This is a genomic window from Candidatus Soleaferrea massiliensis AP7, from assembly GCF_000820765.1.
GTDB lineage: Bacteria > Bacillota > Clostridia > Oscillospirales > Ruminococcaceae > Soleaferrea > Soleaferrea massiliensis.
Genome location: NZ_CCYH01000045.1, coordinates 1 through 24,601, shown reverse-complemented (window position 1 = coordinate 24,601; position 24,601 = coordinate 1). Strand labels below are relative to the sequence as shown.

21 protein-coding genes and 1 pseudogene are annotated in these 24,601 nt (G+C 52.4%); 17 read left to right on the top strand and 5 right to left on the bottom strand.

Annotation, left to right across the window (positions count from 1 at the left end; genetic code table 11):
- The first annotated feature begins 1,306 nt into the window (after nucleotides 1–1,306).
- The 6 genes from BN348_RS11870 (at nucleotide 1,307) to BN348_RS11845 (ending at nucleotide 7,194) form a co-directional block, all read left to right on the top strand.
- Nucleotides 1,307–1,753, top strand: a complete 447-nt coding sequence (locus BN348_RS11870; RefSeq protein ID WP_040198248.1) for a GatB/YqeY domain-containing protein — start codon at nucleotides 1,307–1,309, stop codon at nucleotides 1,751–1,753.
- A gap of 10 nt (nucleotides 1,754–1,763) precedes the next feature.
- Nucleotides 1,764–2,768: a PLP-dependent cysteine synthase family protein gene (locus tag BN348_RS11865; RefSeq protein WP_040198247.1), complete on the top strand. Its 1,005-nt coding sequence runs from the start codon at nucleotides 1,764–1,766 to the stop codon at nucleotides 2,766–2,768.
- A 177-nt stretch (nucleotides 2,769–2,945) separates the two neighbouring features.
- Nucleotides 2,946–3,878: an ABC transporter ATP-binding protein gene (locus BN348_RS11860; protein WP_040198246.1), complete on the top strand. Its 933-nt coding sequence runs from the start codon at nucleotides 2,946–2,948 to the stop codon at nucleotides 3,876–3,878.
- A gap of 12 nt (nucleotides 3,879–3,890) precedes the next feature.
- A complete protein-coding gene (locus BN348_RS11855) occupies nucleotides 3,891–5,036 on the top strand; it encodes an ABC transporter permease (protein WP_040198245.1) in 1,146 nt (381 codons plus the stop codon).
- A complete protein-coding gene (locus BN348_RS11850) occupies nucleotides 5,023–6,198 on the top strand; it encodes an ABC transporter permease (RefSeq protein WP_040198244.1) in 1,176 nt (391 codons plus the stop codon). The genes BN348_RS11855 and BN348_RS11850 overlap by 14 nt, the downstream gene beginning before the upstream one ends.
- A 441-nt stretch (nucleotides 6,199–6,639) precedes the next feature.
- Nucleotides 6,640–7,194 (top strand): hypothetical protein, encoded by a 555-nt coding sequence (locus BN348_RS11845; protein WP_040198243.1) that lies wholly within the window; start codon nucleotides 6,640–6,642, stop codon nucleotides 7,192–7,194.
- A gap of 183 nt (nucleotides 7,195–7,377) precedes the next feature.
- Here BN348_RS11845 and BN348_RS11840 read toward each other — a convergent pair whose 3' ends face one another.
- The 4 genes and pseudogenes from BN348_RS11840 to BN348_RS11825 all read right to left on the bottom strand — a co-directional run bounded on the left by BN348_RS11840 (nucleotide 7,378) and on the right by BN348_RS11825 (nucleotide 10,292).
- Nucleotides 7,378–8,211, bottom strand: coding sequence for an Mrp/NBP35 family ATP-binding protein (locus BN348_RS11840; RefSeq protein WP_040198242.1), 834 nt, complete (start codon nucleotides 8,209–8,211; stop codon nucleotides 7,378–7,380).
- The gene (locus BN348_RS11835; RefSeq protein WP_040198241.1) at nucleotides 8,204–8,563 is read right to left on the bottom strand and encodes a DUF134 domain-containing protein; all 360 of its coding nucleotides are present in this window, start codon (nucleotides 8,561–8,563) and stop codon (nucleotides 8,204–8,206) included. The genes BN348_RS11840 and BN348_RS11835 overlap by 8 nt, the downstream gene beginning before the upstream one ends.
- 107 nt (nucleotides 8,564–8,670) lie before the next feature.
- The gene (locus BN348_RS11830; protein ID WP_052446909.1) at nucleotides 8,671–9,510 is read right to left on the bottom strand and encodes an AIM24 family protein; all 840 of its coding nucleotides are present in this window, start codon (nucleotides 9,508–9,510) and stop codon (nucleotides 8,671–8,673) included.
- A 318-nt stretch (nucleotides 9,511–9,828) separates the two neighbouring features.
- Nucleotides 9,829–10,292 (bottom strand): annotated as a pseudogene (locus BN348_RS11825) (VOC family protein).
- Between the two features lie 309 nt (nucleotides 10,293–10,601).
- On the opposite strand from BN348_RS11825, the gene BN348_RS13355 reads away from it, so the two are divergent.
- From BN348_RS13355 to BN348_RS11790, 7 genes are all read left to right on the top strand, one after another.
- Nucleotides 10,602–11,666: a sensor histidine kinase gene (locus BN348_RS13355; protein WP_040198240.1), complete on the top strand. Its 1,065-nt coding sequence runs from the start codon at nucleotides 10,602–10,604 to the stop codon at nucleotides 11,664–11,666.
- A gap of 25 nt (nucleotides 11,667–11,691) precedes the next feature.
- Nucleotides 11,692–12,315: a response regulator gene (locus tag BN348_RS11815; RefSeq protein WP_040198239.1), complete on the top strand. Its 624-nt coding sequence runs from the start codon at nucleotides 11,692–11,694 to the stop codon at nucleotides 12,313–12,315.
- A 484-nt stretch (nucleotides 12,316–12,799) separates the two neighbouring features.
- Entirely contained in the window at nucleotides 12,800–13,729 is a 930-nt protein-coding gene (locus BN348_RS11810) for an alpha/beta fold hydrolase (RefSeq protein ID WP_040198238.1), read from the top strand.
- Between the two features lie 250 nt (nucleotides 13,730–13,979).
- Nucleotides 13,980–15,344, top strand: a complete 1,365-nt coding sequence (locus BN348_RS11805) for a citrate/2-methylcitrate synthase (RefSeq protein WP_040198237.1) — start codon at nucleotides 13,980–13,982, stop codon at nucleotides 15,342–15,344.
- 87 nt (nucleotides 15,345–15,431) lie between these two features.
- Nucleotides 15,432–17,630: a bifunctional diguanylate cyclase/phosphodiesterase gene (locus tag BN348_RS11800; RefSeq protein WP_040198236.1), complete on the top strand. Its 2,199-nt coding sequence runs from the start codon at nucleotides 15,432–15,434 to the stop codon at nucleotides 17,628–17,630.
- Between the two features lie 153 nt (nucleotides 17,631–17,783).
- Nucleotides 17,784–18,254 carry a hypothetical protein gene (locus BN348_RS11795; protein WP_040198235.1) on the top strand — a complete coding sequence of 157 codons (471 nt, stop codon included), beginning with the start codon at nucleotides 17,784–17,786 and terminating at the stop codon, nucleotides 18,252–18,254.
- A 108-nt stretch (nucleotides 18,255–18,362) separates the two neighbouring features.
- Nucleotides 18,363–18,683, top strand: coding sequence for a DUF3795 domain-containing protein (locus tag BN348_RS11790; protein ID WP_040198234.1), 321 nt, complete (start codon nucleotides 18,363–18,365; stop codon nucleotides 18,681–18,683).
- Between the two features lie 334 nt (nucleotides 18,684–19,017).
- On the opposite strand, the gene BN348_RS11785 is transcribed toward BN348_RS11790, so the two are convergent.
- Complete coding sequence (locus tag BN348_RS11785; RefSeq protein ID WP_320408686.1) at nucleotides 19,018–19,455, bottom strand: metal-dependent transcriptional regulator; 438 nt, start codon at nucleotides 19,453–19,455, stop codon at nucleotides 19,018–19,020.
- Nucleotides 19,456–19,550: 95 nt separating this feature from the next.
- Here BN348_RS11785 and BN348_RS11780 point away from each other — a divergent pair, with 95 nt between their 5' ends.
- The 4 genes from BN348_RS11780 to BN348_RS11765 all read left to right on the top strand — a co-directional run bounded on the left by BN348_RS11780 (nucleotide 19,551) and on the right by BN348_RS11765 (nucleotide 23,746).
- Nucleotides 19,551–19,787 carry a FeoA family protein gene (locus tag BN348_RS11780; RefSeq protein ID WP_040198233.1) on the top strand — a complete coding sequence of 79 codons (237 nt, stop codon included), beginning with the start codon at nucleotides 19,551–19,553 and terminating at the stop codon, nucleotides 19,785–19,787.
- 55 nt (nucleotides 19,788–19,842) lie between these two features.
- The gene (feoB, locus tag BN348_RS11775; RefSeq protein ID WP_040198232.1) at nucleotides 19,843–21,993 is read left to right on the top strand and encodes a ferrous iron transport protein B; all 2,151 of its coding nucleotides are present in this window, start codon (nucleotides 19,843–19,845) and stop codon (nucleotides 21,991–21,993) included.
- A 163-nt stretch (nucleotides 21,994–22,156) separates the two neighbouring features.
- Entirely contained in the window at nucleotides 22,157–23,245 is a 1,089-nt protein-coding gene (gene mutY / locus BN348_RS11770) for an A/G-specific adenine glycosylase (protein WP_040198231.1), read from the top strand.
- Nucleotides 23,246–23,392: 147 nt separating this feature from the next.
- Nucleotides 23,393–23,746 carry a helix-turn-helix domain-containing protein gene (locus BN348_RS11765; protein WP_040198230.1) on the top strand — a complete coding sequence of 118 codons (354 nt, stop codon included), beginning with the start codon at nucleotides 23,393–23,395 and terminating at the stop codon, nucleotides 23,744–23,746.
- Nucleotides 23,747–24,601: the final 855 nt, after the last annotated feature.

The following is a 24,601-nucleotide window of genomic DNA, read 5'->3' as shown; positions in this document are numbered from 1 at the left end:
GGCTTTTTTAACGGGATGGGTAATCTTAATGATCCATCCCGTTATTGCGTAAAAACCAATATTTCTTTTGTAATCTTTATGTGTGGTTATTGTTCTGCTGCAGCGCAGCGGTCTTCTTTTGTTTGCCAAGACACCTTGGCAAGTGGCAGTTACTTCTTTGTTCGGGCCAAAGAAGTAACCAAGAAAGGCCGCCAAAGGGGGAATGCCGCTTCGGTACAGTGAGAATGGACGTCATTCCCCCTTTGGAAACCCCCTCAGCCCGTCCGCACCATATTTAGGGCAAGGAAGCTCAGCGTTCGCTGGGTTCGAACGTCCGTAGCATCGATAATGATGTCTATACATCTGCTCGCCCTTGTATTCCGAATCCATAGGAACAATTGATCTGCTCTATGCTGTGTGATAAAGGTTTCGTTTTGTACTCTAAATAAACAGGGTGGTTGCCCGACGTGCCTATCTGAGAAAGTTGAGTCCCTGTAGATTGTCTGTAAGATGCTTAATCGAAGATTACGTGATATATTCGTGACCGATGAAATCCACAAGAATCGATGTCAATCAACGAACCAGTAAAGGTATTGGGGTACTATGAGCACAACCTGTAACCGGGGAAGCGTCCGCTGCTAGGTATGCCCAACCACTCAGCCAAGAGCAAAACGCCGCCCGCAGGCGGCCGAAGAGGAAAGCGGGATATCAGAGGGGATTTTCAAGGGGGCCATCTGGCTAGGAGCGGCACAGTGTATGGCCCCCTTGAACGGCCTTTCTTGGTTACTTCTTTGGCCGCGCAAAGAAGTAACGACCACACAGCCAAGTGTTACTTGGTTAACATAAGCAAGCCGCTGTGCCACAGCGGAACAACGACCAGATTGCCAAAATCCCTTGGCAGACAAATTGATACCGCCGTGCCACGGCGGAGCAACGACCACCATGCCAAGTGTCGCTTGGCTATCACCGCAATGCCGATAATTTCAGGAAAAATCATCGATTAATGCGCACATCTTCGATGTTTTTCTGTATGAAAGTGCTTTTCTATCTGTTTGAATGCACCGATTCCATATGTACGAACATATGCTGTATAAGGGCATAATGAGAGCTATACGAGTGTAGGAACCGATGATCCGAGACCATCGCCATGATAGGAATGGCCCCTAAAAGCGCATTCATAAATTTGCGTAATTAAAATACAAATGCCCACAGCAAGTGTTTCGAGAAAAAACAATTGAAAAGATTCGGCAATGGGTGTATACTAAAAATTAAGCGTTTAAAAGAAATGAACATATTCGGTCGAATTTCCATAAAAGGAGGAGACATCATGTCAAAAACACAGAATATACAGCGCGCCATGATGCAGGCGCTCAAAGATAAGGATGTACAGAAGAAAGAATCGCTGTCGCTGCTGCTTTCCGCCCTCAAAGCGAAGGCCAAGGATAAAAGGGAAGACCTGACGCCCGAAGAGGAGGATATCATCATCCTCAAAGAGATCAAGCAGACCCAGGAAACCCTTGATTCCGCGCCGGCCGGCCGTGATGATATCAAAGCGGAATGCGAAGCGCGGCTTCTTGTACTTAGGGAGTTTGCACCGCAGCAGATGTCGGAACAGGAAATCCGAGATACTCTGGCGTCGGTGCTTGAGAAGCTCGGCATTGACAGCCCGTCGATGAGGGATAAGGGCAGGATCATGAAGGATCTGATGCCGCTTGTCAAGGGCAAGGCAGACGGTTCGCTTGTGAACCGGATTGTCGGCGAAAAACTGCAGTAAGGAGACATCCATGGATACATTGAAACGGTTTCAAAACATCGAGGCGCTGATCGGAAATACCCCGCTGCTGGAGATCCGGTTCCGGTTCAAAGGGGAAGACCGCCGCATCTTTGCAAAGGCGGAGCATTACAACCTGACCGGCAGCATCAAGGACCGGGTGGCGTACTATATCCTCAGCAAGGCATATCGGGAAGGTACTATCCACGAGAACGACATCATCGCCGAAGCCACGAGCGGCAACACCGGTATCTCATTCTCAGCAATCGGCAGCTATCTCGGCCACAAGGTCGTTATCTATATGCCGGATTGGATGAGCCGGGAACGCATCAATTTGATGAAGAGCTACGGCGCCGAAGTGCGGCTGGTTTCACGCGAGGAAGGCGGATTTCTCGGATCGATCGCCATGACCGAGGAGCTGGCCAAGCAAGGCGGCGTATTCCTGCCGCGGCAGTTCTCAAACGAGGACAATGTCGAAGCGCACATCCTCCTGACCGGGGAGGAGATTTCGCGGCAGCTCGGCGCGCTGGGCCTCAAGGCGGACGGCGTGGTGGCAGGGGTCGGGACCGGCGGTACCGTGATGGGCATCGGCAAGCGTCTGCAGCGGGACAATCCGGCGTGTAAGGCGTTCCCGCTTGAACCGGTCAACTCCCCGACCCTTTCCACCGGATACAAGGTCGGGCAGCACCGCATCCAGGGCATCTCCGACGAGTTTATTCCGAGCATCCTGAAGCTCGATGAACTGGACGGCGTCGTATCGGTGGACGACGGGGATTCGATCATCATGGCGCGGATGCTGTCCGAGAAGCTCGGCATCGGCGTAGGCGTGTCCTCGGGAGCAAATTTCTTAGGCTGTATCCTGGCGCAGGAGCGTATCGGAGCGGACAGCGTCATGGTGACGGTCTTTGCGGACGACAACAAGAAATACCTTTCGACTGATTACAGCGACGAGCAGGAGATGAAGCCGCACTATCTGACCCACGATCTGGAATTGACCGGCGTCACGGCATATCGATAAATCTATCATAATAAAGGCGGATGGAAGCTTCCATCCGCCTTTTTTGAGCTGCGGCCGGCAGCTGCCCTGCGGCGGAAGATGTGACAGATGTCACATACATGACTTGACACCGGACACTGTGCGAAAGCAGACAGATGTGATATCATAGGATCATCAAATCGAGATGGAGGAATGAATATGGTTATCAGCGTGAAGGATCTGGTCAAACGCTACGGCCAGCTGGTCGCATTGGATCATCTGGATCTTCAGGTGGAGAAAGGCGAGGTCTTCGGCCTGCTTGGCCCGAACGGTTCGGGCAAAACCACCGCTATCAACTGCATCCTGTCGCTGCTTCGATACGATAAGGGCACGATTGAAATCTTCGGCAAGTCGATGCGGCCCGACGCCTATGACATCAAGCGGGATATCGGCATCATTATGCAGAATGTCGCGGTATTCGATGAGCTGACCGTCTATGAGAACATCAACTATTTCTGCGGGCTGTATGTCGCCGATAAGGAGAAACGCAGGACGCTGGTGGAGGAGGCGATCGAATTCGTCGGGCTGGGGGATTTCCGAAAGTTTTATCCAAAGAAGCTCAGCGGCGGACTGCTCAGAAGGCTCAACATCGCCTGCGGCATCGCGCACAAGCCGAAGCTGATCATCCTGGATGAGCCGACCGTTGCGGTCGATCCGCAGAGCCGGAACAACATCCTGGAGGGCATTTTGCGCCTGAATAAGGAGGGCGCGACGATCATCTACACCTCCCACTATATGGAGGAGGTCGAGCAGATCTGCAGCCGCATCGCAATCATGGATAAGGGAAGGGTCATTGCATCCGGCACCAAGGAGGAGCTGAAAGCGATGATCAAATCCGGGGAGAAGATCAATGTGCATACCTTCACGCTGGGCCAGAAGGAGCTCGGTAAAATCCGCGAGCTGCCGCATGTCACGGCGGTTGAATACGAGGAGGACCAGCTGACCGTCTGCTATGACGGCGGACGGCACAACCTGATTGTCCTGCTTGATTTCCTGAAGGCGCGGGACATCTCATTCGGTAAGGTTTATGCGCAGCAGCCGACGCTGAACGATGTCTTTTTACAGATCACCGGCAAACAGCTGCGGGATTAAGGGGGCGGAACAATGTTTTCTCATACCTATATCAACCGGCTGAAAATCATGGTGCGCCAGAAGGACACCATGTTCTGGTCGCTGCTGTTTCCGCTGCTGCTGGCGACGCTGTTCTACTTTGCTTTCTCCAACCTGACGAGCGCTGAGAACTTCGAAATTGTACCGGTCGCCGTGGTGGATGATGCGGCGTACCGCGAGGATGCCCTTTTGACTGAGACGGTAAAAGCGGTCTCCCAGGAATCGGATGATCAGCTCTTCACGGTGACCTATACAGATGAAGAGGAAGCGGCAAAGCTTCTGGATGAGGGCAAGGTCGACGGCTATATCGTCATGGAATCCGGACAGCCGAAGCTGGTCGTCAAGCAGTCGGGCATTAACCAGACCATCGCCAAAGCCTTTCTGGATGAATACATCAAGACCGGACGCAGCATGGAAACCATTGCTGAGCAGAATCCGGCGGCATTTGCGCAGGGTCTGCTGGAAAAGCTGTCCGAACGCAATTCTTATACCAAGGAAGTGCCGCTTGGCAAGGATGATTCGGACCCGACCGTCAATTATTTCTACACCCTGCTCGCCATGACCTGCCTGTACGGCGGATTCCTGGGACTCAAGTGCGTCACCGACACGATGCCGACCCAGTCGCCGCAGGCCGCGCGGCTGAATGTGGCACCGGTCCACAAGGCGAAGGCGTTCACCTACGGCCTGCTGGCTGCGCTGACCATCAATCTGGTGCAGACACTTCTGGTGCTGGCCTATGTCACGCTGGTGCTGGGCGTCTCGTTTGGCAGCCAGATCGGCTTTGTCCTGCTGGCCATTCTGGCCGGATGTGTCACGGGCGTCAGCTTCGGTGCGTTCCTCGGCACGGTGATTCCGGGCAAGGAGAATCTCAAGGTGGCTCTGCTGATCGCACTGAGCCTGCTGTTCTGCTTCCTGGCGGGCATGATGTTCATCGATATGAAGTACATCATCGCGACCAACCTGCCGCTGCTGAGCTACCTGAATCCGGCGACCCTGCTGACCGATGCGTTCTATACGCTGTACGCCTTTGACAACCATAACCGCTTCTTCCTGAATCTGATGCTGCTGGGCGGTATGTCTGTTATCATGTGCACGGCATCCTACTTTGTGATGAGGAGGCAGAAATATGCAAGTCTTTAAAACCTTCTTTATGATCCTCAAAAAATCCGCTCCGCAGATGTGCATCTATCTGGGCGTATTTCTGGGCCTCTCGATCATGTTCACAACGATTGCGCCGTCCACGCAGCAGGCGGCAAGCTTTGAACCCAGCGCGTTCCGTGCGGCGGTGATCAATAAGGATGCGGACGGTGAACTGTCCAAAGCGTTTGTGTCCTATCTCGAGGAAACCGCCGAGCTTGTGGATATCGGTTCGGACAGGGAAGCGCTGCAGGATGCGATGTTCTTCCGAAAAATCGACTGCGTCATCACGATTCCGGAAAACTTCTCAGCGGATTTTCTGGCAGGGAAAGACCCGCAGATTCAGACCAGCTCGATCAAGGATTCGGTCGGCGCGGTCTATGCGCAGATGCAGATCGACAAGTATTGGAGCACGGCGGAGCTTTTCCGTGATTTCGGCGGGGATGCCGCGCCGGAGCGGATCGGCGGATGGACTGCGGAATCCCTGCGCGAACAGGCCGTGGTGCAGCTGTCGGATGAATCGGTCGGAGACCCCTCACAGAACCAGCTCAACTATCATTTCCGATACCTCTGCTATGTGATGATCGCGCTGATGATTCTCGGCATCACCTCGATCATGATGTCCTTCAACAAAAAGGACCTTCGGATGCGCAACCTGTGCTCACCGCTGAAGCTGGGCCGGATGAACCTGCAGATCGTATTGGCAAGCCTTTTGTTCTCGGTCGCCTCCTGGGCGATTCTGGTGGGGCTGGGGTTGATCCTGTACATGAAATCGATCGTATCGGCGCAGATGGTGCTGCTGTTCTGTCTGAATTCCTTTGTCATGATGCTCTGCTGCCTGAGCATCGGCTATCTGGCCAGCCTGTTTGTGAAGAACCGGAATGTGCAGGGAGCCGTTTATAACATCGCCTCCCTGGGGCTGTGCTTCCTGAGCGGCGTATTCGTCCCGCAGCAGCTGCTGGGCAGCACGGTCAAGGCGGTCGCCAGCTTTACGCCGACCTTCTGGTATGTGAAGGCGAACGATGAGATCAGCGCGCTGTCCCATTATGACTGGGACGCGGTTTCTTCGATCGTCGGCTATGCCGGCATCCAGCTCGCCTTTGCCGCGACAATCCTCCTGGTTGCGCTGGCCATCGGCAGGTACCGCAGACGCTCCAACGCATAACGGATGCGGATGGATTGGTGCAAATAGTAAATCGATGAAAATAAGACCGGCAGCTGGGGATGAACCAGCGCCAAAATGTAAATAATACGTCAGTGGCTTAAGAGGGTTTGCAGTCTGTGAATAGCAGACTGCAAACCCTCTGTTTTTGTCTTAAGGCGGTAACCGTTTTGGAAACAGCAGATACAGACAATTCGTGCAGCGAATAGTACAAAATAGTTAAAGAAATAAAACAACTTTTGTTTAAATAAGGTTGAATTTGTTGCTGATATGTGATAAAATATATAAATAATATAAGGCGTGGAATATTGTAGGCAGAATAGATATTTATCCATGGTGATTGTAGATTATTGACTATATATGAGATGGATGAGAGGGTGTCCTTGCACATGGAAAATAAGTAGAGTTCTCTTTGTCCGTCTTTGTGAAGGAAGTGAGGATTCCGTGAAAAAATGGGTTGTTTTCTATAGTTCCATTGTATTGTTCTTTGTAATTATGATAGTAGCTATGATGCTATATAATTACTATAACGATCCATTGTATTATGCAACAAAAATATTTAATTCTTATTTGGATATTAGCAAGGATTTTAACTATACAATGGCTCATGATTTAAGTATCCAAAAAAAACATCAGGATTATTATTTTGAATTGGAATATTCGAATCATGATGTTATAACGGTATCATTTTGGGAGTTCCCTAATACGCTTACAGTTTCTCGTTCTTTCTTGATAGACTTTACAGAATTGGAATCAGATTATGCTGGTATGATTGATATCATCTCTGCCACCTGTATGGTTTTAGACCCATCTTTCATAGTAGAAAAGTCGAATGCTGTCGCGGAGAAAATGATGAAACAACTAGAACAATTTGAGATGCCTTTTACTGAGCCGATTAAGATGAGGGATTATTTTATTTTCTTTGCTTCTGATGGGGAAAATATAGATTTTAAAGCAAGTTATAAAGAAGAATGGTACAGTAGTGTGCCGGAATTATAGGAAAAAGCATAGAACTTTTCCTGTCTTACATTGGTTTAAAGCATTTCTATGCATACCTGATAGAAGGAGACTCACCTCTATGCGGACTCTGTCTCATTCTTGCCATCAAAACAAAGGAACCTCTCCATGGAAGCTTCCATGGAGAGGTTCCTTTTATCTGCATGCAGTTTGCAGGAATCATTTTTATTGAGCGGGGAAGTTTTCGATGACATCCGCCGCGCCGTCCATGTAATCGCCTTCGAACAGCTCCACAACGCCCTGGTCGCAGACCCTGGCAAGCTGCGGGTCAATCGGGATCTGGGCGAGCACCGGCAGGCTGTACTGCGCCGCCACGGCGTCGACCTTGCTTTCGCCGAACAGCGCGATCTTTTTGCCGCAGTCCGGACAGGAAAGATAGCTGTAGTTCTCAACTACGCCGATGACTGGGATGTCCATCATCTTGGCCATCTTGACAGCCTTGGATACGATCATCGAAACGAGGTCCTGCGGGGAGGTCACGACCACAATGCCGTCCAGCGGAATCGACTGGAAGACGGTCAGCGGCACATCGCCGGTTCCCGGCGGCATGTCGACAAACATGTAATCCACATCGGTCCAGATGACGTCGCTCCAGAACTGCTTGACGGTTCCGGCAATGATCGGGCCGCGCCAGACAACCGGGTCGGTGTCGTTGGGCAGCAATAAGTTGATGGACATGATCTGGATACCGGTCTTGCTTTCAGCCGGGAAGATGCCCAGATCATTGCCCTTGGCCTTCTCCTTGATGCCGAACGCTTTCGGGATCGAGGGGCCGGTGATATCCGCATCCAGCACCGCCGTGCGGTAGCCTCTGCGGTTTAACAGCACCGACAGCATTGAGGTGACGAGCGATTTGCCGACGCCTCCCTTTCCGCTAACGACGCCGATGACCTTTTTAACCTTGCTCATGGCATTGAGTTCCGCAAACTGATTCTGCGGTTCTGTCCGGTCGCTGCAGGTCTGGCTGCAGCTTCCGCAATCGTGGGTACATTCACTCATGATTTCCATCTCCTGATTCACTTTGATTTTGCCGGCACCGTTTGCATAGGCCCTGCGGGCAGGCAAACGTGCAGACCTCGTAATTTCCGCCGCCGATGCGGATGCATGCTCCCATACAGAGCGCTTCGGCGCTCTTGCGGCGCGCAGCGTATAGGATGCGCTGGAATGTCCCGCGCGAGATGTTCATCCTCGAGGCGGCGGCATCCTGCTCAAGCCCTTCCAGATCGCACAGACGCAGCGCTTCCAGCTCGTCCACATTGATGCAGACGGTTTGCGCAGTGCTCTGCTGCGGCGTGAAGATGCGATTGGCAGGTTCCGCGCAGACGCGGCGGCATTTCATATTTCTGGCCATGGATATCCCTCCGTCATGGGTATCTGCACTCTATTATAATGTGCATATGCCCATTTGTCAAGAGGAAGGGGCTGTCCTGCTGTCGGTGTATTCCCATACTATCAGTATTATGAATTGCTGGTGTTCATATTCATCGATTTTGTGGAATTCTGTCCCCATGCACGCGCCCCGTTGATTGTATTGTAAATTTTGATGGAAGGCGCGAGCCATACGCTTCCGGTTCCGCGGTAGACGTTGACCAGTCCTTCACCGCTGACCGCCGAGCCAAGCAGCGTTTTGGCGGAGCGCTCCACCGTAAACTGGATGTTGCCGGTCCTGAGAACCGCGAAGTTTCCATCCACCTTCAACACGTCGTTGTTCAGCTCGATGATGTCGATTTCACTGCTTGGCACCGGGCATTCCAGCACGACCAGTCCGCGTCCGCGCAGCGCGATCTGGAAGATGCCCTCGCCGCCCGCAACGGCGGAGGAAAAGCTCTTCTGGGCAATCGGCTTGACCTCAATGCTTCCCTGTGCGCAGTAGAACATGCCCTTGTCAACGATGATTTCATCGTCGATCTCCAGCACGAGGAAGTGCTCGAACGACGGCTCCAGCACCAGCATGCCGCTGCCGCGGTAAAGCGGCTGCGCAAACGACTCGCCGGTCGTCATATGGGAGAAGACCCGGCCGAGCATATTGCCGGCTGTGACGCCGGAAACCATCTCCAGGTTGCCCTGGAAGTAGCTCATGGCGCCGGGTTCCACCTGCACGGAATCGTTGTTGAGATGGACCGCGACCTGTCTGGCGCGCATGTTCTGTTTCTCCATGTAGTAGAGGTCAACCGCGGCGTTGGTGTTGGTCGAGCCCAGCAGCTTCTGATACTCGAGCACCTCGACGCGCATCCCCGCGTTTTCGCTTGAATCGATGATCTGGATATGTTCCCGTGTTCCCACTGCGCTTTTTATCATTTTTATTCCTCCTGTTTTTTACATATAGGGATGAATTTCTTCGTTAAATCCTGACGATGCGAAATATGTTGCCGGAGTACAACGGCGTGGAGTTCTGAAAGATGCAATTTGCATTGCCGAAATGCGCCGGCCTTGAATCTGAAAAATGCGATATAGTTGTAAAAGTGCACCAGCTTTGAATTCCGAAAGATGCGATGTGCGTTTCCAAAGTGCTTCGCCTTCAAATCCTGAAAGACTTATGATCGAAGCGCATCGTCTTTGAATCCCGGAAGCTGCGATAAATATTGTCGAATCGTTCCACCGTGCCGGGGAATGGGATCAGCCGTTCAGAAGCTTCTCCAAATCCTCGATGGAAGCATCCATCTTTTTTGAGACCTCTTCCATGGTCATGCCGGAATCGAGGAAGCGGCGGATCACCATCTTCATCGATTCGCCGACCTCGATGATGTGCCCGTCCAAATCATAGAACCGCACAACGCGCTGTCCCCAGCTGTGTTCCACGACATCTCCCAGATACTCGATGTTGGGATAGGCGTTCAGCTTCTGTAAAAAATCATCGAAATGCTCTTCCTCGAAGCAGAGCTCCATGTTGTTGGGCTTGTGCAGGATGCGGTCCTTCGGCAGGTTTACCAGCCAGTCGAACTCCTGCTGCAGCGAAAGGCCGCGCTGAAAACAATGTTGATGCCGTAATCCTGATACAGCGTAAGGCCGAATAGATCCTCGTAAAATTTTCTGGATGCATGGATATCGCTCACGGATAGAACCGTGCATAAATTGTTCATAAGCTGTCTCCCTTGTGGTATGGATTGGTTCTCCATTGGAATCTTACTCTATTATAATATGAAATCCGACAAAAAGCCACAGCCATTTTGTGCTTACAGGAATGATTTTGGACTTGTACAAAGCTGGGAATGATGATACAATTCTATTACAATGACCGGTTAGGCTTTGTTAAGTTAACATATAGAGGCTTTCTCCCCGCCGTAGGCGTGGAGCCAAGAAGACTGAAATTTTATGAAACAAGCGCTTCTTCGGAACTTTTTCATATATTAACTTAACAGTGCCGCCGATTGGAATGGGAGGCATGAAGAATGGGTGCGCTGATTGATAAATTTGTTCTGCTGCTGGGAAGCCTGATCCTGGTCGCTCTGGATGCGGTATCGGTCTGGTCGGTCATCTTCGCGCTTGCGGCCATTTCGCTGAGCGCGCTGAACAGCTGCTTCGACCGGCGGATGTTTCATATGGTCAGCGCGCTTGCCTATCTGGTCGGCTGTCTGGCGCAGCCGTATCTGCTGCTGTTCCTGCCGCTGGTCTTTTATGACGTCTTTTTTGAAGATTTGAAGATGCTTGTCGCGCTTTCGGCGGTTCCGATTCTGAACGGCGTGCGTGTTGAGCCCGCCGGCACGGTGATGATGCTGGTGTTCCTGCTGGCCAGCCTGCTGCTCAAGCATCACACAACCCGCCTGCGGGCGCTCCAGCAGGACTACGCGCAGCTGCAGGATGAAGCCGCGCTGACCAACATCCGGATTCAGCGGGTCAGCCAGGAATTCCTTGAAAAGCAGGATTATGAGGTCAGTCTGGCGACACTGCGCGAACGCAACCGCATCGCGCGGGAGATTCACGACAACGTCGGCCATCTGCTTTCCAGCTCCATCCTCCAGATCGGCGCGCTGATGGCGGTCAACAAGGATGAACGGATGGCGGAGAACCTGAGCCTTTTGAAGGACACGCTGTCGCAGGGGATGGACAGCATCCGCAGCAGTGTGCACGATCTGCACGATGATTCGGCTGACCTGTTCACCGAAGCGAACGGCCTCGTCAGCGCGTTTACCTTCTGCGAAGCGCGTCTGAAATACAACATCGAGCGGGAGCCGCCCAAGAAGCTCAAGCACTGCTTCCTATCGGTTTTGAAAGAGGCGCTGGCCAATGTCATCAAGCACTCGAACGCTTCCAGAGTACAGGTTTTTATGGATGAGCATCCGGCGTTTTATCAGCTGGTCATCTGGGACAACGGCACCCATATCCGGATGGGCGGCTCGGACGGCATGGGTGTCAAGGGGATGCTTGACCGCGTCAAAGCGCTGCACGGGGTGTGCAGCATCGATGCAGAGAAGGGGTTCCGCATTTTTATTTCGATTCCAAAACAGGAGCTGTAATCTTTTGATATATGGGAGGAAGACTATGAAGGTCATCATTGTGGACGATGATAAGCTGGTGTGCATGTCGCTGCGCACGATTCTGGAGATGGATGAGGAGATCGAGATCGCCGCGGTGGGATACAGCGGCGGCGAAGCGGTGCGGCTGTATGAGCAGCACCGGCCGGATCTGCTTTTGATGGACATCCGCATGCAGGACATGACCGGCATCGACGCCGCCGAACAGATTTTGTCCTCCTATCCCGATGCGCGAATTCTGTTTCTGACCACCTTCTTTGACGACGATTACATCGTCAAAGCGCTGAAGATCGGTGCGAAGGGCTACCTGCTCAAACAGAAATTTGAACGCATCGTTCCAGCCATCAAGGCGGTGGAGCTCGGCCAGAGCGTCTTTGGAGATGAGATTGTCACCAAGCTGCCGCAGCTGATGGCGTCGTCCTCCCGGCCGGACTACAGGGAACGCGGTGTCACCGAACGGGAACAGGAGGTCATCGAGTTGGTGGCGCAGGGGCTGTCCAACAGGGAGATTGCCGAAAAGCTGTTCCTGAGCGAGGGGACGGTGCGCAACTACATCAGCACGGTGCTGGACAAGCTGGAGCTTCGCGACCGTACCCAGCTGGCGGTCTTCTATTATAACCATCGGGGATGAGGCTGGAACCATCCTTTTTGGAGTTCCCATTTTCCAATTAGAAGTGCAGGAGTGGTTTCCGTTTTACAGTGGGAGGTGCAAGAACAGCCCTCTTTTTCCATGAAAGATATAAAGGAAGTTCTTATTTCCCGATTAGAGGTGCAGGAACAGTTCCCGTTTTCCAATAAAAGATGTAAAAGAGGTTCCCATCCTTTAATGAGAAGTGCCAGAGCAACCTCATTATCCGTGAGAGATGTAAAAGAAGTTCCCATCTTTGAATGAGAGGTGCCAAAGCAACCCCCATTTTTCAATGAATGACGCGAAAGAAGTCCTTAATCCGATGAGAGGTACAAGAGCAGTCCCCGTTCTGCAAGGAGATGGACAGGAATGGCCGCACCGTTTTTATATAGCAATATGCGGCGGAAACCCTTGGATCATGAATATTACGTACCGCAGCCTTCTTTGCGGCAGGCTGCGATATGATAAATAGAAAGCGGGCGATAACATGCATTACATCAAGAAAACAGGGCAGTTCGACAGCAGCAACGGCACACATAAAATTCATTACTATGTCTACACGCCGGTGCAGGAACCGCGCGCGGTTCTGCAGCTTTCGCACGGCATGTGCGAATACCTGGAACGGTACGAGCCGTTCGCCTCTTTTTTGACCCGAAACGGCGTCCTGCTGTGTGGAAGCGACCATCTTGGACATGGGAAGTCGGCCGGGTCTCTGGAGAACCTCGGCTATTTTGCCGAAAAGGATGGATGGAAGTGCCTGGTCGAGGATCAATACCGGCTGACACAGACCATCAAGGCGCACTATGCCGGCCTGCCGTACTTTCTGTTCGGCCACAGCATGGGTTCCTTCATCGCGCGCGCGTACCTGACGAAGTACGCCTCCCAGCTCGACGGCGCGCTGATCTGCGGCACGAGCGGCGGGGAGAAGCTCGGCGGCCTCGGGATTGCGCTGACCGGCCGCATCATGCGCAGCAAGGGACCGTTCTACCGCAGCGCCAAGCTGCAAGATCTCGCTTTCGGCCAGTACAACAAACGGTATGAGGATGCCAAAACCGATTTTGACTGGCTGACAAGGGATGAAAGCATCGTGCACCGTTATATGCACGATCCCTACTGCAACTTTGTGTTCACAGCCAGCGGCTTTCGGGACCTGTTTACGCTGCTGAAATTCGTCTCGCGGCGCAGATGGGCGTATGCGATTCCCAAAGATCTGCCGGTTCTCCTGCTGAGCGGGGACATGGATCCGGTTGGCGACTATGGCCGGGGTGTGAGAAAGGTGTATGAACGGCTGCAGAAAGCGGGCCTTGACGACGTGCGCCTCAAGCTGTACCCCGGCGCGCGGCATGAGATTCTGAATGAAACAAACTGCAAGGAGGTCTATGCAGATGTGCTGGCATGGATCGAAAATGTCCTGTAGTACAAACGGTATCATCCGAGAAAGCTTGGTAAACATGGCGCCATTCATGAAAAACACGAGATGCGTTCATGATTTTATTACAAAATCATCTGCGAATTGTGTTTTCGATGAATTGTAATGGTCTGTTTTTCATGATATAATACAATATATATCACTTATTTTTGTGGTTTTTCATGACGGGAGTTATCATAGAGGTTTTTCCGTTTGGAAGGGTTGCTATCACAAGTACTTTTGAAAAGGAGTGTTGCACATGTCTCACAATCAGTTTTCGGATATCACTCCGGATGTCATTGCGCTGGCCGAACAGTGCGTGCAGAACGGTTCGATCAATCCGGAGCTCTACAGCAAATACGAAGTGAAAAGAGGGCTCCGCGACATCAACGGCAAGGGAGTCCTGGCCGGCCTGACTGAAATTTCCGAGATCCATTCCTATATCATCGAGGACAGCGAGATGATTCCCTGCGAAGGAAAGCTCTATTACCGCGGCGTGGACATCGAGGACATTGTCGGCGGATTTATTAAAGAAAAACGTTTCGGTTTTGAAGAGACCGTATACCTGCTTCTGTTTGGAAAGCTCCCAAACCGGGAGGAGCTGGACCATTTCAGCGGGCTGCTTGCGCATTACCGCACCCTGCCGACCTCCTTTGTGCGCGACATCATCATGAAGGCGCCAAGCCCGGATATGATGAACACGCTCGCGCGCAGCGTGCTGACGCTGTATTCCTATGACGACAAGGCCAACGACATTTCGATCCCGAATGTGCTGCGGCAGTGCCTGCAGCTCATCGCGCTGTTTCCGATGCTGTCGGTTTACGGCTACCAGGCCTACGCGCACTACCACGACGGGCAGAGCCTGTTCATCCATGCGCCGCAGCCGGGCCTTTCCACCGCGGAAAACATCCTGCACACCCTGCGGCCGGACAGCAGGTACACCGAGCTGGAAGCGCGGATTCTGGATGTCGCGCTGGTGCTGCACGCCGAGCATGGCGGCGGCAACAACTCGACCTTTACGACCCATGTCGTGTCCTCCTCCGGAACGGATACATATTCGGTCATTGCCTCTTCGCTTGGTTCGCTGAAGGGACCGAAGCACGGCGGTGCGAACATCAAGGTGGTCCAGATGTTCGACGATATGAAGGAAAACCTGACCGACTGGACCGACGAGGAGCAGGTGACCGATTACCTGACCAGGCTGCTGCGCAAGGAAGCCTTCGACCATGCCGGCCTGATCTATGGTATGGGACATGCCGTCTATTCGCTTTCCGACCCGAGGGCGAATGTCTTCAAGAGCTTTGTCAAGAGCCTGTCCGAAGAGAAGGGGCTCACCAAGGAATTCCAGCTCTACTCGCTGGTGGAGAAGCTCGCGCCGCAGGTCATTGCACAGGAACGCAGAATCTACAAGGGCGTCAGCGCCAATGTGGACTTCTACAGCGGCTTCGTTTACAGCATGCTGAACCTGCCGCATGAGCTGTACACGCCGATCTTTGCAATCGCGCGTATAGCGGGCTGGAGCGCGCACCGCATCGAGGAGCTGATCAATGCGGGCAAGATTATCCGGCCGGCTTATAAGAATGTTCAGAAGCGGCGGCCGTATGTCCCGATCGCTGAACGGTAAATCGAACATCTGGTGCATATCGTACGGTATGCACCTTTTTTTGAATATGGGCAGATACACATAAGACGTGTGGAAAGGAAGACACCGATGAAGCGTGGAAAAGGGAAGCCGCTTTTAAAGGCGCTGATCCTTCTCATCACCGTGCTGCTGCTGGCGACAGTCCTGCTGGTTTCCTACCTGAACCTGGTGAACGACAGCCTGCAGAAAGAGACCAAAACCTATCTGACGGAAATTGCCAGTCAGATCTCCGAGGTGCTGAATAAGAAGCTCACCGGGGATTTGAACACCCTGGAGGCGATTGCGACCGTGGTCGGCGGACAGGAATCCTTTGACCTGGATGAAACCATGCGCATTCTGCGCCAGCAGGACGAAAAGAACGACTTTAAGCGCATGGGCTTTATCCTGCCGGATGGAACGGCCTATACGACCGACGGGCACCAGATATCCTTTGAGAGCCGCGAATACTTCCGCAAGGCGATGAACGGCGAACCGAATGCGTCCGACGCCTTTCGGGACGAGGTATCCGAAGGGCTGATCAATGTCTATGCCGTGCCGGTATACCATGAAGGCGATGTCGCGGGCGTGCTGTTTGCGACCAACGCCAATGGGGAGTTTCAGGAGATGTTCAGCGTCTACTCCTTTGGCGGAAACGGATATGTGCAGGTGGTGGACCGGCAGGGTGAATCGGTGATGGGACCGGGCGAGGGGATGTTGGCCGGCGAGCTTGCCTACCCGGACCCCGACGACCGGATCAGGATGCTCGCGGACCTGGAAGCAGGGCACGGCGGCGTCATCCAATGTTTGCTCGCCGGACGCACGATCTGGGTAGGGTATGCCCCAATCGGCGTCAACAACTGGAGTGTACTCTCGATCATCCCAAACGAGACGGTATCCGCCAATTCGACCTATCTGATCAAGCTGACAGTGGTCCTGTGCGTCTGCATCGAGCTGCTGTTGGCGGCCTTGCTGCTGCTGTATATCTGGAAGCAGTACAAGAGCCGGAAAGCTTTGGAGCGGCTTGCCTATACCGACCCGCTGACCGGCGGCAGGAACGCCAATCGGTTCCATCTCGACGCCGAAAGGCTGCTGATGAAGCATCGCGGCCGTTATGCGGTGGTGATGCTGGATATCGACCGCTTTAAAATGATCAACGACCTCTTTGGATATGATGAGGGGGACCGGCTGCTCAGCTACATCTCCCATGTCCTGAAGGGCGAGATGGGCGACCGGGAGCTGTTTGCGCGTTCGTTCGGGGATGAATACTATCTTCTGATGGAATGTCCGTCCAAGGAGCAGCTGATCGACCGGCTGAACCGCCTGATCCTGCATATGAAATCCTCGATGCGGTACGGCATCCAGTTCCATCTGGGCATCTATGTGCTGCAGGAGACCGACCGTGACATGGAGATCATCTGCAACCGTGCGAGGATCGCGCTGCAGGTAGTCAAGGAGCAGGGACAGGAATGGTATGCCTTCTACAACGAGAACACGCATGGACGGATTCAGCGGGAGAAGCAGATCGAGGGAGAGATGCAGCGCGCGCTGGAACGCGGCCAGTTTGTCGTCTATCTGCAGCCGCAGTACCATTTAAAGGAGATGCGTGTTTCGGGCGCAGAGGCGTTGGTGCGCTGGGATCATCCTGAGCGGGGCATGATCCCGCCGTCCGAATTCATTCCGCTCTTTGAGAAGAACGGGTTTGTCGTCAAGCTGGACATGTATGTGCTTGACTGTGTCTGCCGAAAGATCCGCGAGTGGCTCGACAGGGGATACCGCATCCCGACGATTTCAATCAATCAGTCCCGGCTGCATCTGTATCAGGCCGATTATATCCGGATGCTGCAGGAAACGATCAGCAGATACGATATCCCGCCGCAGATGATTGAATTGGAACTGACCGAAAGCGTCGTGATGGAGAACGCCGAGGTACTCATAGATATCACCGAGCAGCTTCATCAAATTGGATTCCATCTCTCGATGGACGACTTTGGAACCGGTTATTCCTCGCTGAACCTGCTCAAAGATATTTCGGTGGATGAGCTGAAGCTGGACTGCGCGTTTTTTGGGGAGACATCCAATACGGTCCGTTCCCAGAAGATTGTGAAGAGCGTCGTCTCCATGGCCAGGGACCTGCAGATCCGAACGGTGGCCGAAGGCGTCGAAACTCCGGATCAGGTGGAATTTCTGCGCCGGATCGGCTGCGACGTCACGCAGGGCTTCTACTTTGTACGCCCGATGCCGGTCAAAGATTTCGAAAAGCTGGTGTTTGAGCCGGATAAGGACGCATAAAGGGCCGGCGCCGGTGAGGCAAAGGGCTTTCCTCCGACTTCGTATGTGTATGGATGCCTCATCTTTTAACAGAATGTCCGGATTGCATTGTTGGTGCAGATAAACAGAGCGTACAGTGAGTCAACCGAATGATGAAATTTGCGGAGGTGTATGATGGCAAAACCTGAAGTGCGGCTGGAGCGATTTGAAGAGATCACATTGTTCGGGCTGTGGGGAAGATCAAACGATAGAACCATATCCCGCGATATTTCAGAACTGGCGGCTGTGTATCATCTGAAAACGAATACAAAGGACACAGAAATTCTGCCTTTTTTCGTACTCTCCAGAAATTATGATGCGCGCTCCGGTGACGCCGGGCTGTACATGGGAGGTCTTGCGCGGAAGGATGCGTTGGAGAAGCTTATCCTGCCGGAAGGCGGGTATACGGTTATGACAATCAGGCCGAAGCACAAGGCGTTCTGGGGAATGGCCGTAAGGGCGGCAAAGCGGTATTTTTACACAAAGTGGCTGCCGCTCAGCGGATATCGGGCTGAAAATATGGAATATGAATATCATACCGTAAAGAGCATCGGGAAAAAACCTTCCGTGGATTTGGTGTTTGCGGTGGAGAAGCGCGTTTCGTGAGCGTTTGTTTTGCCCGGCAGTTCCATGTATGTTCACTGGCTGTTCGAATGGCATCCGAGCGGTATGATGCGCTGAGCATTGCATCGGCATGAAAAAGGAGGATACTGCATGGAGAAAATATACAGCTGCTGCGGTGTCGTCTGTTCGGACTGCCCGTATTATCCCAAAGAGTGCGCAGGCTGTCCGGAGATACAGGGAAACGTGTTCTGGCTGGAATACACCGGCGGGGAGGTTTGCGATATCTACGCCTGCTGTACCCAGGAAAGGAAGTTCAAACACTGCGGACAATGTGAACAGCTGCCCTGCGAACGCTATACTGCCGTCAGCGATCCGACCAAAAGCGAAGAGGAGAATCAGTCGGATCTCGAAAGCCAGCTTGCCATACTGCGTGAGCTGCGGGAACAGCAGCGGAATAAAAATCTGTCATGATCATAAAACTGTCCCGGCCGCCGATGGCCGGGACAGTTTCAGCTTGTCTGTAAAATGATGCGCGCTCTGCCTTCGACTATGAAGATGTACTTGGCAGGTGGTTGTTGTACCGCTCTGGTGGTGCGGTGAACTTATTTCATCCTCACGATTCCTTTGATATTGGCACACGGAACGGCAGCCTTAACAGCATGGAATCATCCGCTCAGGAAAATTTGGGCTTTTGAAAGCTGGTAAATGAGAAAACACGGCGTCAAAACTGCATGTTGACGCCGTGTTTTCATGTATATAAGGAAAGGAGATCGGTCATGGAAAATATCGTCGGGCAAAGGACGCCTCAGGGTTCCATGGCGGAAAGAAAGCGTTCGATGTTGCGGACCGTTGTTTCATTGATATAGTGTTCCACCTGTTCGGTCTGTTCGAGTTCATTGGTGGACTCGTTGATCATACAGAAAAAACGGTGCAGGATTTCATGCCGGTACAGCAGGTAATTGCCCAGTGTCCAGCCCTTCTGACTCGGTTTGACGAAGCCGTACCGTTCAAAATCGACCAGCTCCATCTCTTTGAGAATTTTGACCATCTTGGAGGCGGAGGACGGCTTGACGTTGAGCTTATCCGCCAGCGTGCTGATGCGCACAAAACCGTCCAGCAGCGCATAGCGGCAGATCATCTCCATGTAATCCTCCATCGATTCGGTGACCTGCCGGTGCTGCAGTGTGCGGTAACCTCTGGGGGTATGGAATCCATCGGCCTTGTTTTCTTCCGTCAGAATCACCTCCTGCGATGCACCGAAAGTTTCCTTGGTGCATATGTTGGTGGTAGGAAACAAAATTTCCTGTTACCAATACTTATTATGGGGAGCGCACGATTATGAATGAAAATACACTTACTTTAGATCATCTTTCTGAAGGAAAAACCGCAAAGGTCACCAATTTGCTGTCATCCGGCAGTATGCGCAGAAGACTGCAGGACATCGGCCTGATCGAAGGCACACAGGTGGAATGCCTGCAGAAGAGCCCGGCCGGCGATCCCATCGCATTTTTAATCCGCGGTGCGGTCATTGCGCTGCGTTCGGAGGACTCTTCGAACATCTTGGTGGAATGCTAACTCCCATTTGGGGATGTGCAAAAAAGAATCCATTACGTAAGGGCTGAGATAACCGATGGGACTCACTTCACATTCCACAGGCATCAAAGCGGTGGATAATGGACTTCATATTGTCAAAGAGGATGAAAACGAGCGGATCGTCGCGCTGGCCGGAAATCCGAATGTCGGCAAGAGCACCGTGTTCAACGAACTGACCGGGCTTAACCAGCATACCGGAAACTGGCCGGGCAAAACGGTTACCAATGCGCAGGGCAAATGCCGGTACAAGGATACCGGATTTATCATGGTGGACATTCCGGGTACATATTCCCTGATGGCGCACTCCGCGGAGGAGGAGGTCGCCCGGGACTTCATCTGCTTCGGCGGCCCGGAAGCCGTGATTGTCGTCTGTGACGCAACCTGTCTGGAGCGCAACATGAACCTGGTGCTACAGACGCTGGAGATCACCGACAATGTCGTCGTCTGTGTCAACCTGATGGACGAGGCGAAGAAGAAAAAAATCCGGATCGATTTCGACCAGCTCGAACAGAACCTGGGCGTACCGGTCGTCGGCGTCAGCGCACGAAGCGGCAAGGGTTTGGACGGCATGATGGACCGTCTGCTCGAGGTGATTGAAAACAAAGAGGAGCGGCATCCGTTCAGGATCAAGTATACGGCCCCGATTGAAAAGGCCATCGGGATCCTGCAGCCGCTCGTGGAGGAGCAGCTCGAAGGCGCGCTCGACAGCAGGTGGATTACCCTGAAGCTGATCGACCGCGACGAGACGCTGATGCACACGCTGCACGAGCAGCTCGGCTACGAGCTGGCCGAACTGCCTCAGATCGCCGAAGGCATCGAGCAGGCGCGGAACTCCCTGGAAGAGGACGGCATCGAGCTTGAGAAGCTGCAGGACAACATCGTTTCCTGCATCGTGCTGTCGGCGGAGGGCATCTGCCTGGACAGCGTCTTCTTCGATAGATGCAACTACAACGCCCGGGACCGCAAAATCGACAAGATCCTGACCAGCAAATGGACCGGAATTCCGGTGATGCTGCTGATGCTTGCCGTCATCTTCTGGATCACCATCACCGGCGCGAACTATCCGTCACAGCTGCTGTCCGACGGGCTGTTCTGGGTGGAGGACCGGCTGAGCGAGTTCTTCATGTGGATCGGCGCGCCGGTCTGGCTGCACGATATGCTGGTGCTGGGCATCTACCGCGTGCTGGCCTGGGTCGTCGCGGTGATGCTGCCGCCAATGGCGATTTTCTTCCCGCTGTTCACACTGCTGGAGGATCTGGGTTACCTGCCGCGCGTGGCGTTCAATCTGGATAAATATTTCAAGAAGGCCTGTGCCTGCGGCAAACAGGCGTTGACTATGTGCATGGGTTTTGGCTGCAACGCGGCGGGCATCGTCGGCTGCCGCATCATCGATTCACCGCGTGAACGGCTCATTGCCATGATCACCAACAACTTTGTTCCCTGCAACGGACGGTTCCCGACCCTCATTGCAATCATATCGATGTTCTTTATCGGGGCCGCCGCAGGGGTATTCCAGTCGGCGCTGTCAACGCTGCTGCTGACCGGCGTCATCGTGCTGGGCGTGGTGATGACCTTCCTGGTTTCGAAGCTGCTGTCCAAAACCATCCTGAAAGGCATACCGTCATCCTTTACGCTGGAGCTACCGCCGTACCGGAGACCGCAGATCGGCAAGGTGCTGGTCCGCTCGATCGTTGACCGGACGCTGTTCGTCCTAGGCAGGGCGGTCATGATTGCGGCGCCGGCCGGACTGATCATCTGGATACTGGCAAACATCCAGGTCGGCGATATGAGCATCCTGGCGCACTGCACGAGCTTCCTCGACCCATTCGGCAAGCTGCTGGGTATGGACGGCGTCATCATCATGGCGTTTATCCTGGGCTTCCCGGCCAATGAGATCGTCATCCCGATCATGATCATGGCCTACATGGCGACCGGAAGCCTGAGCGACTATCAAAGCCTGTCCCAGCTCAAGGATATTCTGGTCGGCAACGGGTGGACCTGGGTGACAGCGGTATCCACGATGCTGTTTTCACTGATGCACTGGCCCTGCTCCACCACCTGCCTGACCATCCGGAAGGAGTCCCAGAGCTGGAAATGGACGCTGGTATCCTTTGCAATCCCGACCGTTATGGGCATCCTGATCTGCTTCCTGTTCGCATCCGCCATGCGGCTTTTGGGGCTGGCTTAATATCGGCTGAAACGACAAAATACGTCTTTTCTAAGAGATGAAAAGACGTATTTTTTGTCGATGAAAATAGTTTCTGTAAATGATGGAAGCGATAGGAATACTATTGTCTTTTGATTTCGCATGTATTACAATAAAGAGGAAGAATTAAAACAGGAGTTGCTTTATGAAAATCAATCAGGATACAAAAATCAGGGAGCTGCTGGAGAAAACGCAGCTGTACACCGCGCATCGGGAACTGCTCATGTGGTATGACCAAAACAAGCGGATACTGCCCTGGCGGTCGTCGCCGACGCCGTACCATGTCTGGGTGTCGGAAATCATGCTGCAGCAGACCCGCGTGCAGGCGGTAAAGGGCTACTATGACCGTTTTATGGAGGCCCTGCCGGATATCGCATCGCTGGCGCGGGCGGATGAAGAACAGCTGCACAAGCTTTGGGAGGGCCTTGGCTATTATAACCGGATCAGGAATATGCATAAGGCTGCAAAGCTTGTGATGGAACGCTATCATGGGGAGCTTCCGGATTCCTATGAAGCGCTGCTGAGCCTGCCCGGTATCGGGGAGTATACGGCGGGCGCGGTGGCATCCATTGCATTCGGCCAAAAAGCGGCGGCGGTGGACGGGAACGTCCTGCGCATCCTGACGCGGATGACCGCCTGTGACGAAGATATCCTGCAGCCGGCGGTGAAACGGATGTTTCAGGAGCTTGTCCTGCACATACAGCCCGAAGAGCGGCCCGGGGATTTCAATCAGGCCCTGATGGAGCTGGGCGCGACGGTCTGTGTGCCGAACGGCCCGCCGCAGTGTGAAAGCTGTCCGGTTGCCGGGTACTGTCTGGGACAGAAGCAGGGAACACCGCAGGTCTATCCGGTGAAAAGCCCGAAAAAGCCGCGCAAACAGATCGAACGGACGGTCTGCATCCTGCTTTGCCGCGACAAGGTCTATCTGACCAAGCGGCCTGATCAGGGACTGCTGCCGGGGCTGTGGGAGTTCTACTGCCTGGACGGATGGTATGACAAGGAGGAGATCACCGCGCATCTCATGGAAAAGGGCGCCGCGTGTACGCATATTTATCCGCTGAAAAAGGCAAAGCACATCTTTACGCATATCGAATGGCAGATGCAGGGATATTTGATTCAGGTGGACAGGGAAACTCCTCACGGGAACTGGGTGACAAAACAGGAGCTGGAAGATCAGTATGCACTGCCAAGTGCTTACCGAATGTATAGCAATGTGTTAAAAAACTGGCTTTAACGATTCCATTTTACAATTTTTATAAAATAACAGCCGCGTTCTTTTAAATTTTTAATCCGAATAGGATATATACTCTATTTCAACATTTTGTGCAAGATCATACAATACGTATATATCAATATATTGTATTGCTAGGGGGTTGTTAATATGAGTATTGATTATGTCAGCATTGGGCACCGCGTACGCAGAGAACGCAAGAGACAAAATTTAACCCAACAGGTACTGGCCGAGTTATCCGGACAATCTACAACCAATATCTCGCATATCGAGAGAGGTAAGACAAAACTAAGCCTCCCGACGCTTGTCAATATCGCAAATGCCCTTGCGATATCGGCGGACACGCTGTTGTGTGAGAACGTGGAAGAAACCAAGTATGTATTGGAGGACGAGCTTGCCCAACTGGTTGGCGACTGCAGCACACAGGAGATGAGAGCAATCATCAATATTGTGCAGGCGCTCAAAGCTTCTCTGTACATGGTACGGGAAGAGGTACAGGAATAGTGGTTCCCAGAATCGGCGGGATGCATGGAAACGGCATGCGTTTTGTTGAAAAGGAAAAGGAAGATCTTTTAGATCTTCCTTTTCCTTTTTCATGTTACACCAAACATTTTATTGTGTCTTTTCAATCCACAAACCACAAAGTTATTTTATAGTTTGACATCAATAGTATAACTGATATTGTGATTTTAATCAATCCCAAGTTTGTACAATTTCTCGGTGCCATAAGGGCCTTCGTATCAGTGTATGCGGATTACCGCGGTAGGCTGTATTATTGTCAATGTGTCTGATGCGGTGTTTTGTGATACTGAAAGGGCAGAAGGCGGCTTGAGCAGCAGCAGAAACGAAGATGCAGGAGAGAGTAACAAACAGTAAAACATCAAATGGGTTTCCATTGATTTTCCACAGAAACTAACATGCACTAATAAATACTATTTTAATTTTAGTATTCAACACAATAAAATGTATTACTGTAACACTAAATATATATTGCAATTTTTGTAGAACTGTGGTAATATACTCAATATCAATAGTTGAATGACATAATTGGAAAAGGAGAGACAAAATGATTCAAATAAACCTAAAAATAAAGTCAGGTGCACCAAAAAAGAAAAGAAAAAAAGGGGGCGGATCTTTCAAAAGAATTTGGAAGAGTATCATATACTTTGCTGTATTTATAGCAAGTGTCCTTTTAGCAATCTGCTGCATATCCAGGATTTCAAATGAATTATCGTCAAATGCTGTTCTGATCATTTTGGTCTCACCGTTGTGGCGACTGTATCAATAGTGGTTGTCATAGCTTTTATCCGATTATCCACCTAAAAAACCTGTTTGAGAATGAATATGGGAAAAAAGAGC

Coding starts and splice junctions, on each gene's coding strand:
- BN348_RS11870 (WP_040198248.1), top strand. CDS start 1,307: ATGTCAAAAACACAGAATATACAGCGCGCCATGATGCAGGCGCTCAAA.
- BN348_RS11865 (WP_040198247.1), top strand. CDS start 1,764: ATGGATACATTGAAACGGTTTCAAAACATCGAGGCGCTGATCGGAAAT.
- BN348_RS11860 (WP_040198246.1), top strand. CDS start 2,946: ATGGTTATCAGCGTGAAGGATCTGGTCAAACGCTACGGCCAGCTGGTC.
- BN348_RS11855 (WP_040198245.1), top strand. CDS start 3,891: ATGTTTTCTCATACCTATATCAACCGGCTGAAAATCATGGTGCGCCAG.
- BN348_RS11850 (WP_040198244.1), top strand. CDS start 5,023: ATGCAAGTCTTTAAAACCTTCTTTATGATCCTCAAAAAATCCGCTCCG.
- BN348_RS11840 (WP_040198242.1), bottom strand. CDS start 8,211: ATGAGTGAATGTACCCACGATTGCGGAAGCTGCAGCCAGACCTGCAGC.
- BN348_RS11835 (WP_040198241.1), bottom strand. CDS start 8,563: ATGGCCAGAAATATGAAATGCCGCCGCGTCTGCGCGGAACCTGCCAAT.
- BN348_RS11830 (WP_052446909.1), bottom strand. CDS start 9,510: ATGATAAAAAGCGCAGTGGGAACACGGGAACATATCCAGATCATCGAT.
- BN348_RS13355 (WP_040198240.1), top strand. CDS start 10,602: ATGGGTGCGCTGATTGATAAATTTGTTCTGCTGCTGGGAAGCCTGATC.
- BN348_RS11815 (WP_040198239.1), top strand. CDS start 11,692: ATGAAGGTCATCATTGTGGACGATGATAAGCTGGTGTGCATGTCGCTG.
- BN348_RS11810 (WP_040198238.1), top strand. CDS start 12,800: ATGCATTACATCAAGAAAACAGGGCAGTTCGACAGCAGCAACGGCACA.
- BN348_RS11805 (WP_040198237.1), top strand. CDS start 13,980: ATGTCTCACAATCAGTTTTCGGATATCACTCCGGATGTCATTGCGCTG.
- BN348_RS11800 (WP_040198236.1), top strand. CDS start 15,432: ATGAAGCGTGGAAAAGGGAAGCCGCTTTTAAAGGCGCTGATCCTTCTC.
- BN348_RS11795 (WP_040198235.1), top strand. CDS start 17,784: ATGGCAAAACCTGAAGTGCGGCTGGAGCGATTTGAAGAGATCACATTG.
- BN348_RS11790 (WP_040198234.1), top strand. CDS start 18,363: ATGGAGAAAATATACAGCTGCTGCGGTGTCGTCTGTTCGGACTGCCCG.
- BN348_RS11780 (WP_040198233.1), top strand. CDS start 19,551: ATGAATGAAAATACACTTACTTTAGATCATCTTTCTGAAGGAAAAACC.
- feoB (WP_040198232.1), top strand. CDS start 19,843: ATGGGACTCACTTCACATTCCACAGGCATCAAAGCGGTGGATAATGGA.
- mutY (WP_040198231.1), top strand. CDS start 22,157: ATGAAAATCAATCAGGATACAAAAATCAGGGAGCTGCTGGAGAAAACG.
- BN348_RS11765 (WP_040198230.1), top strand. CDS start 23,393: ATGAGTATTGATTATGTCAGCATTGGGCACCGCGTACGCAGAGAACGC.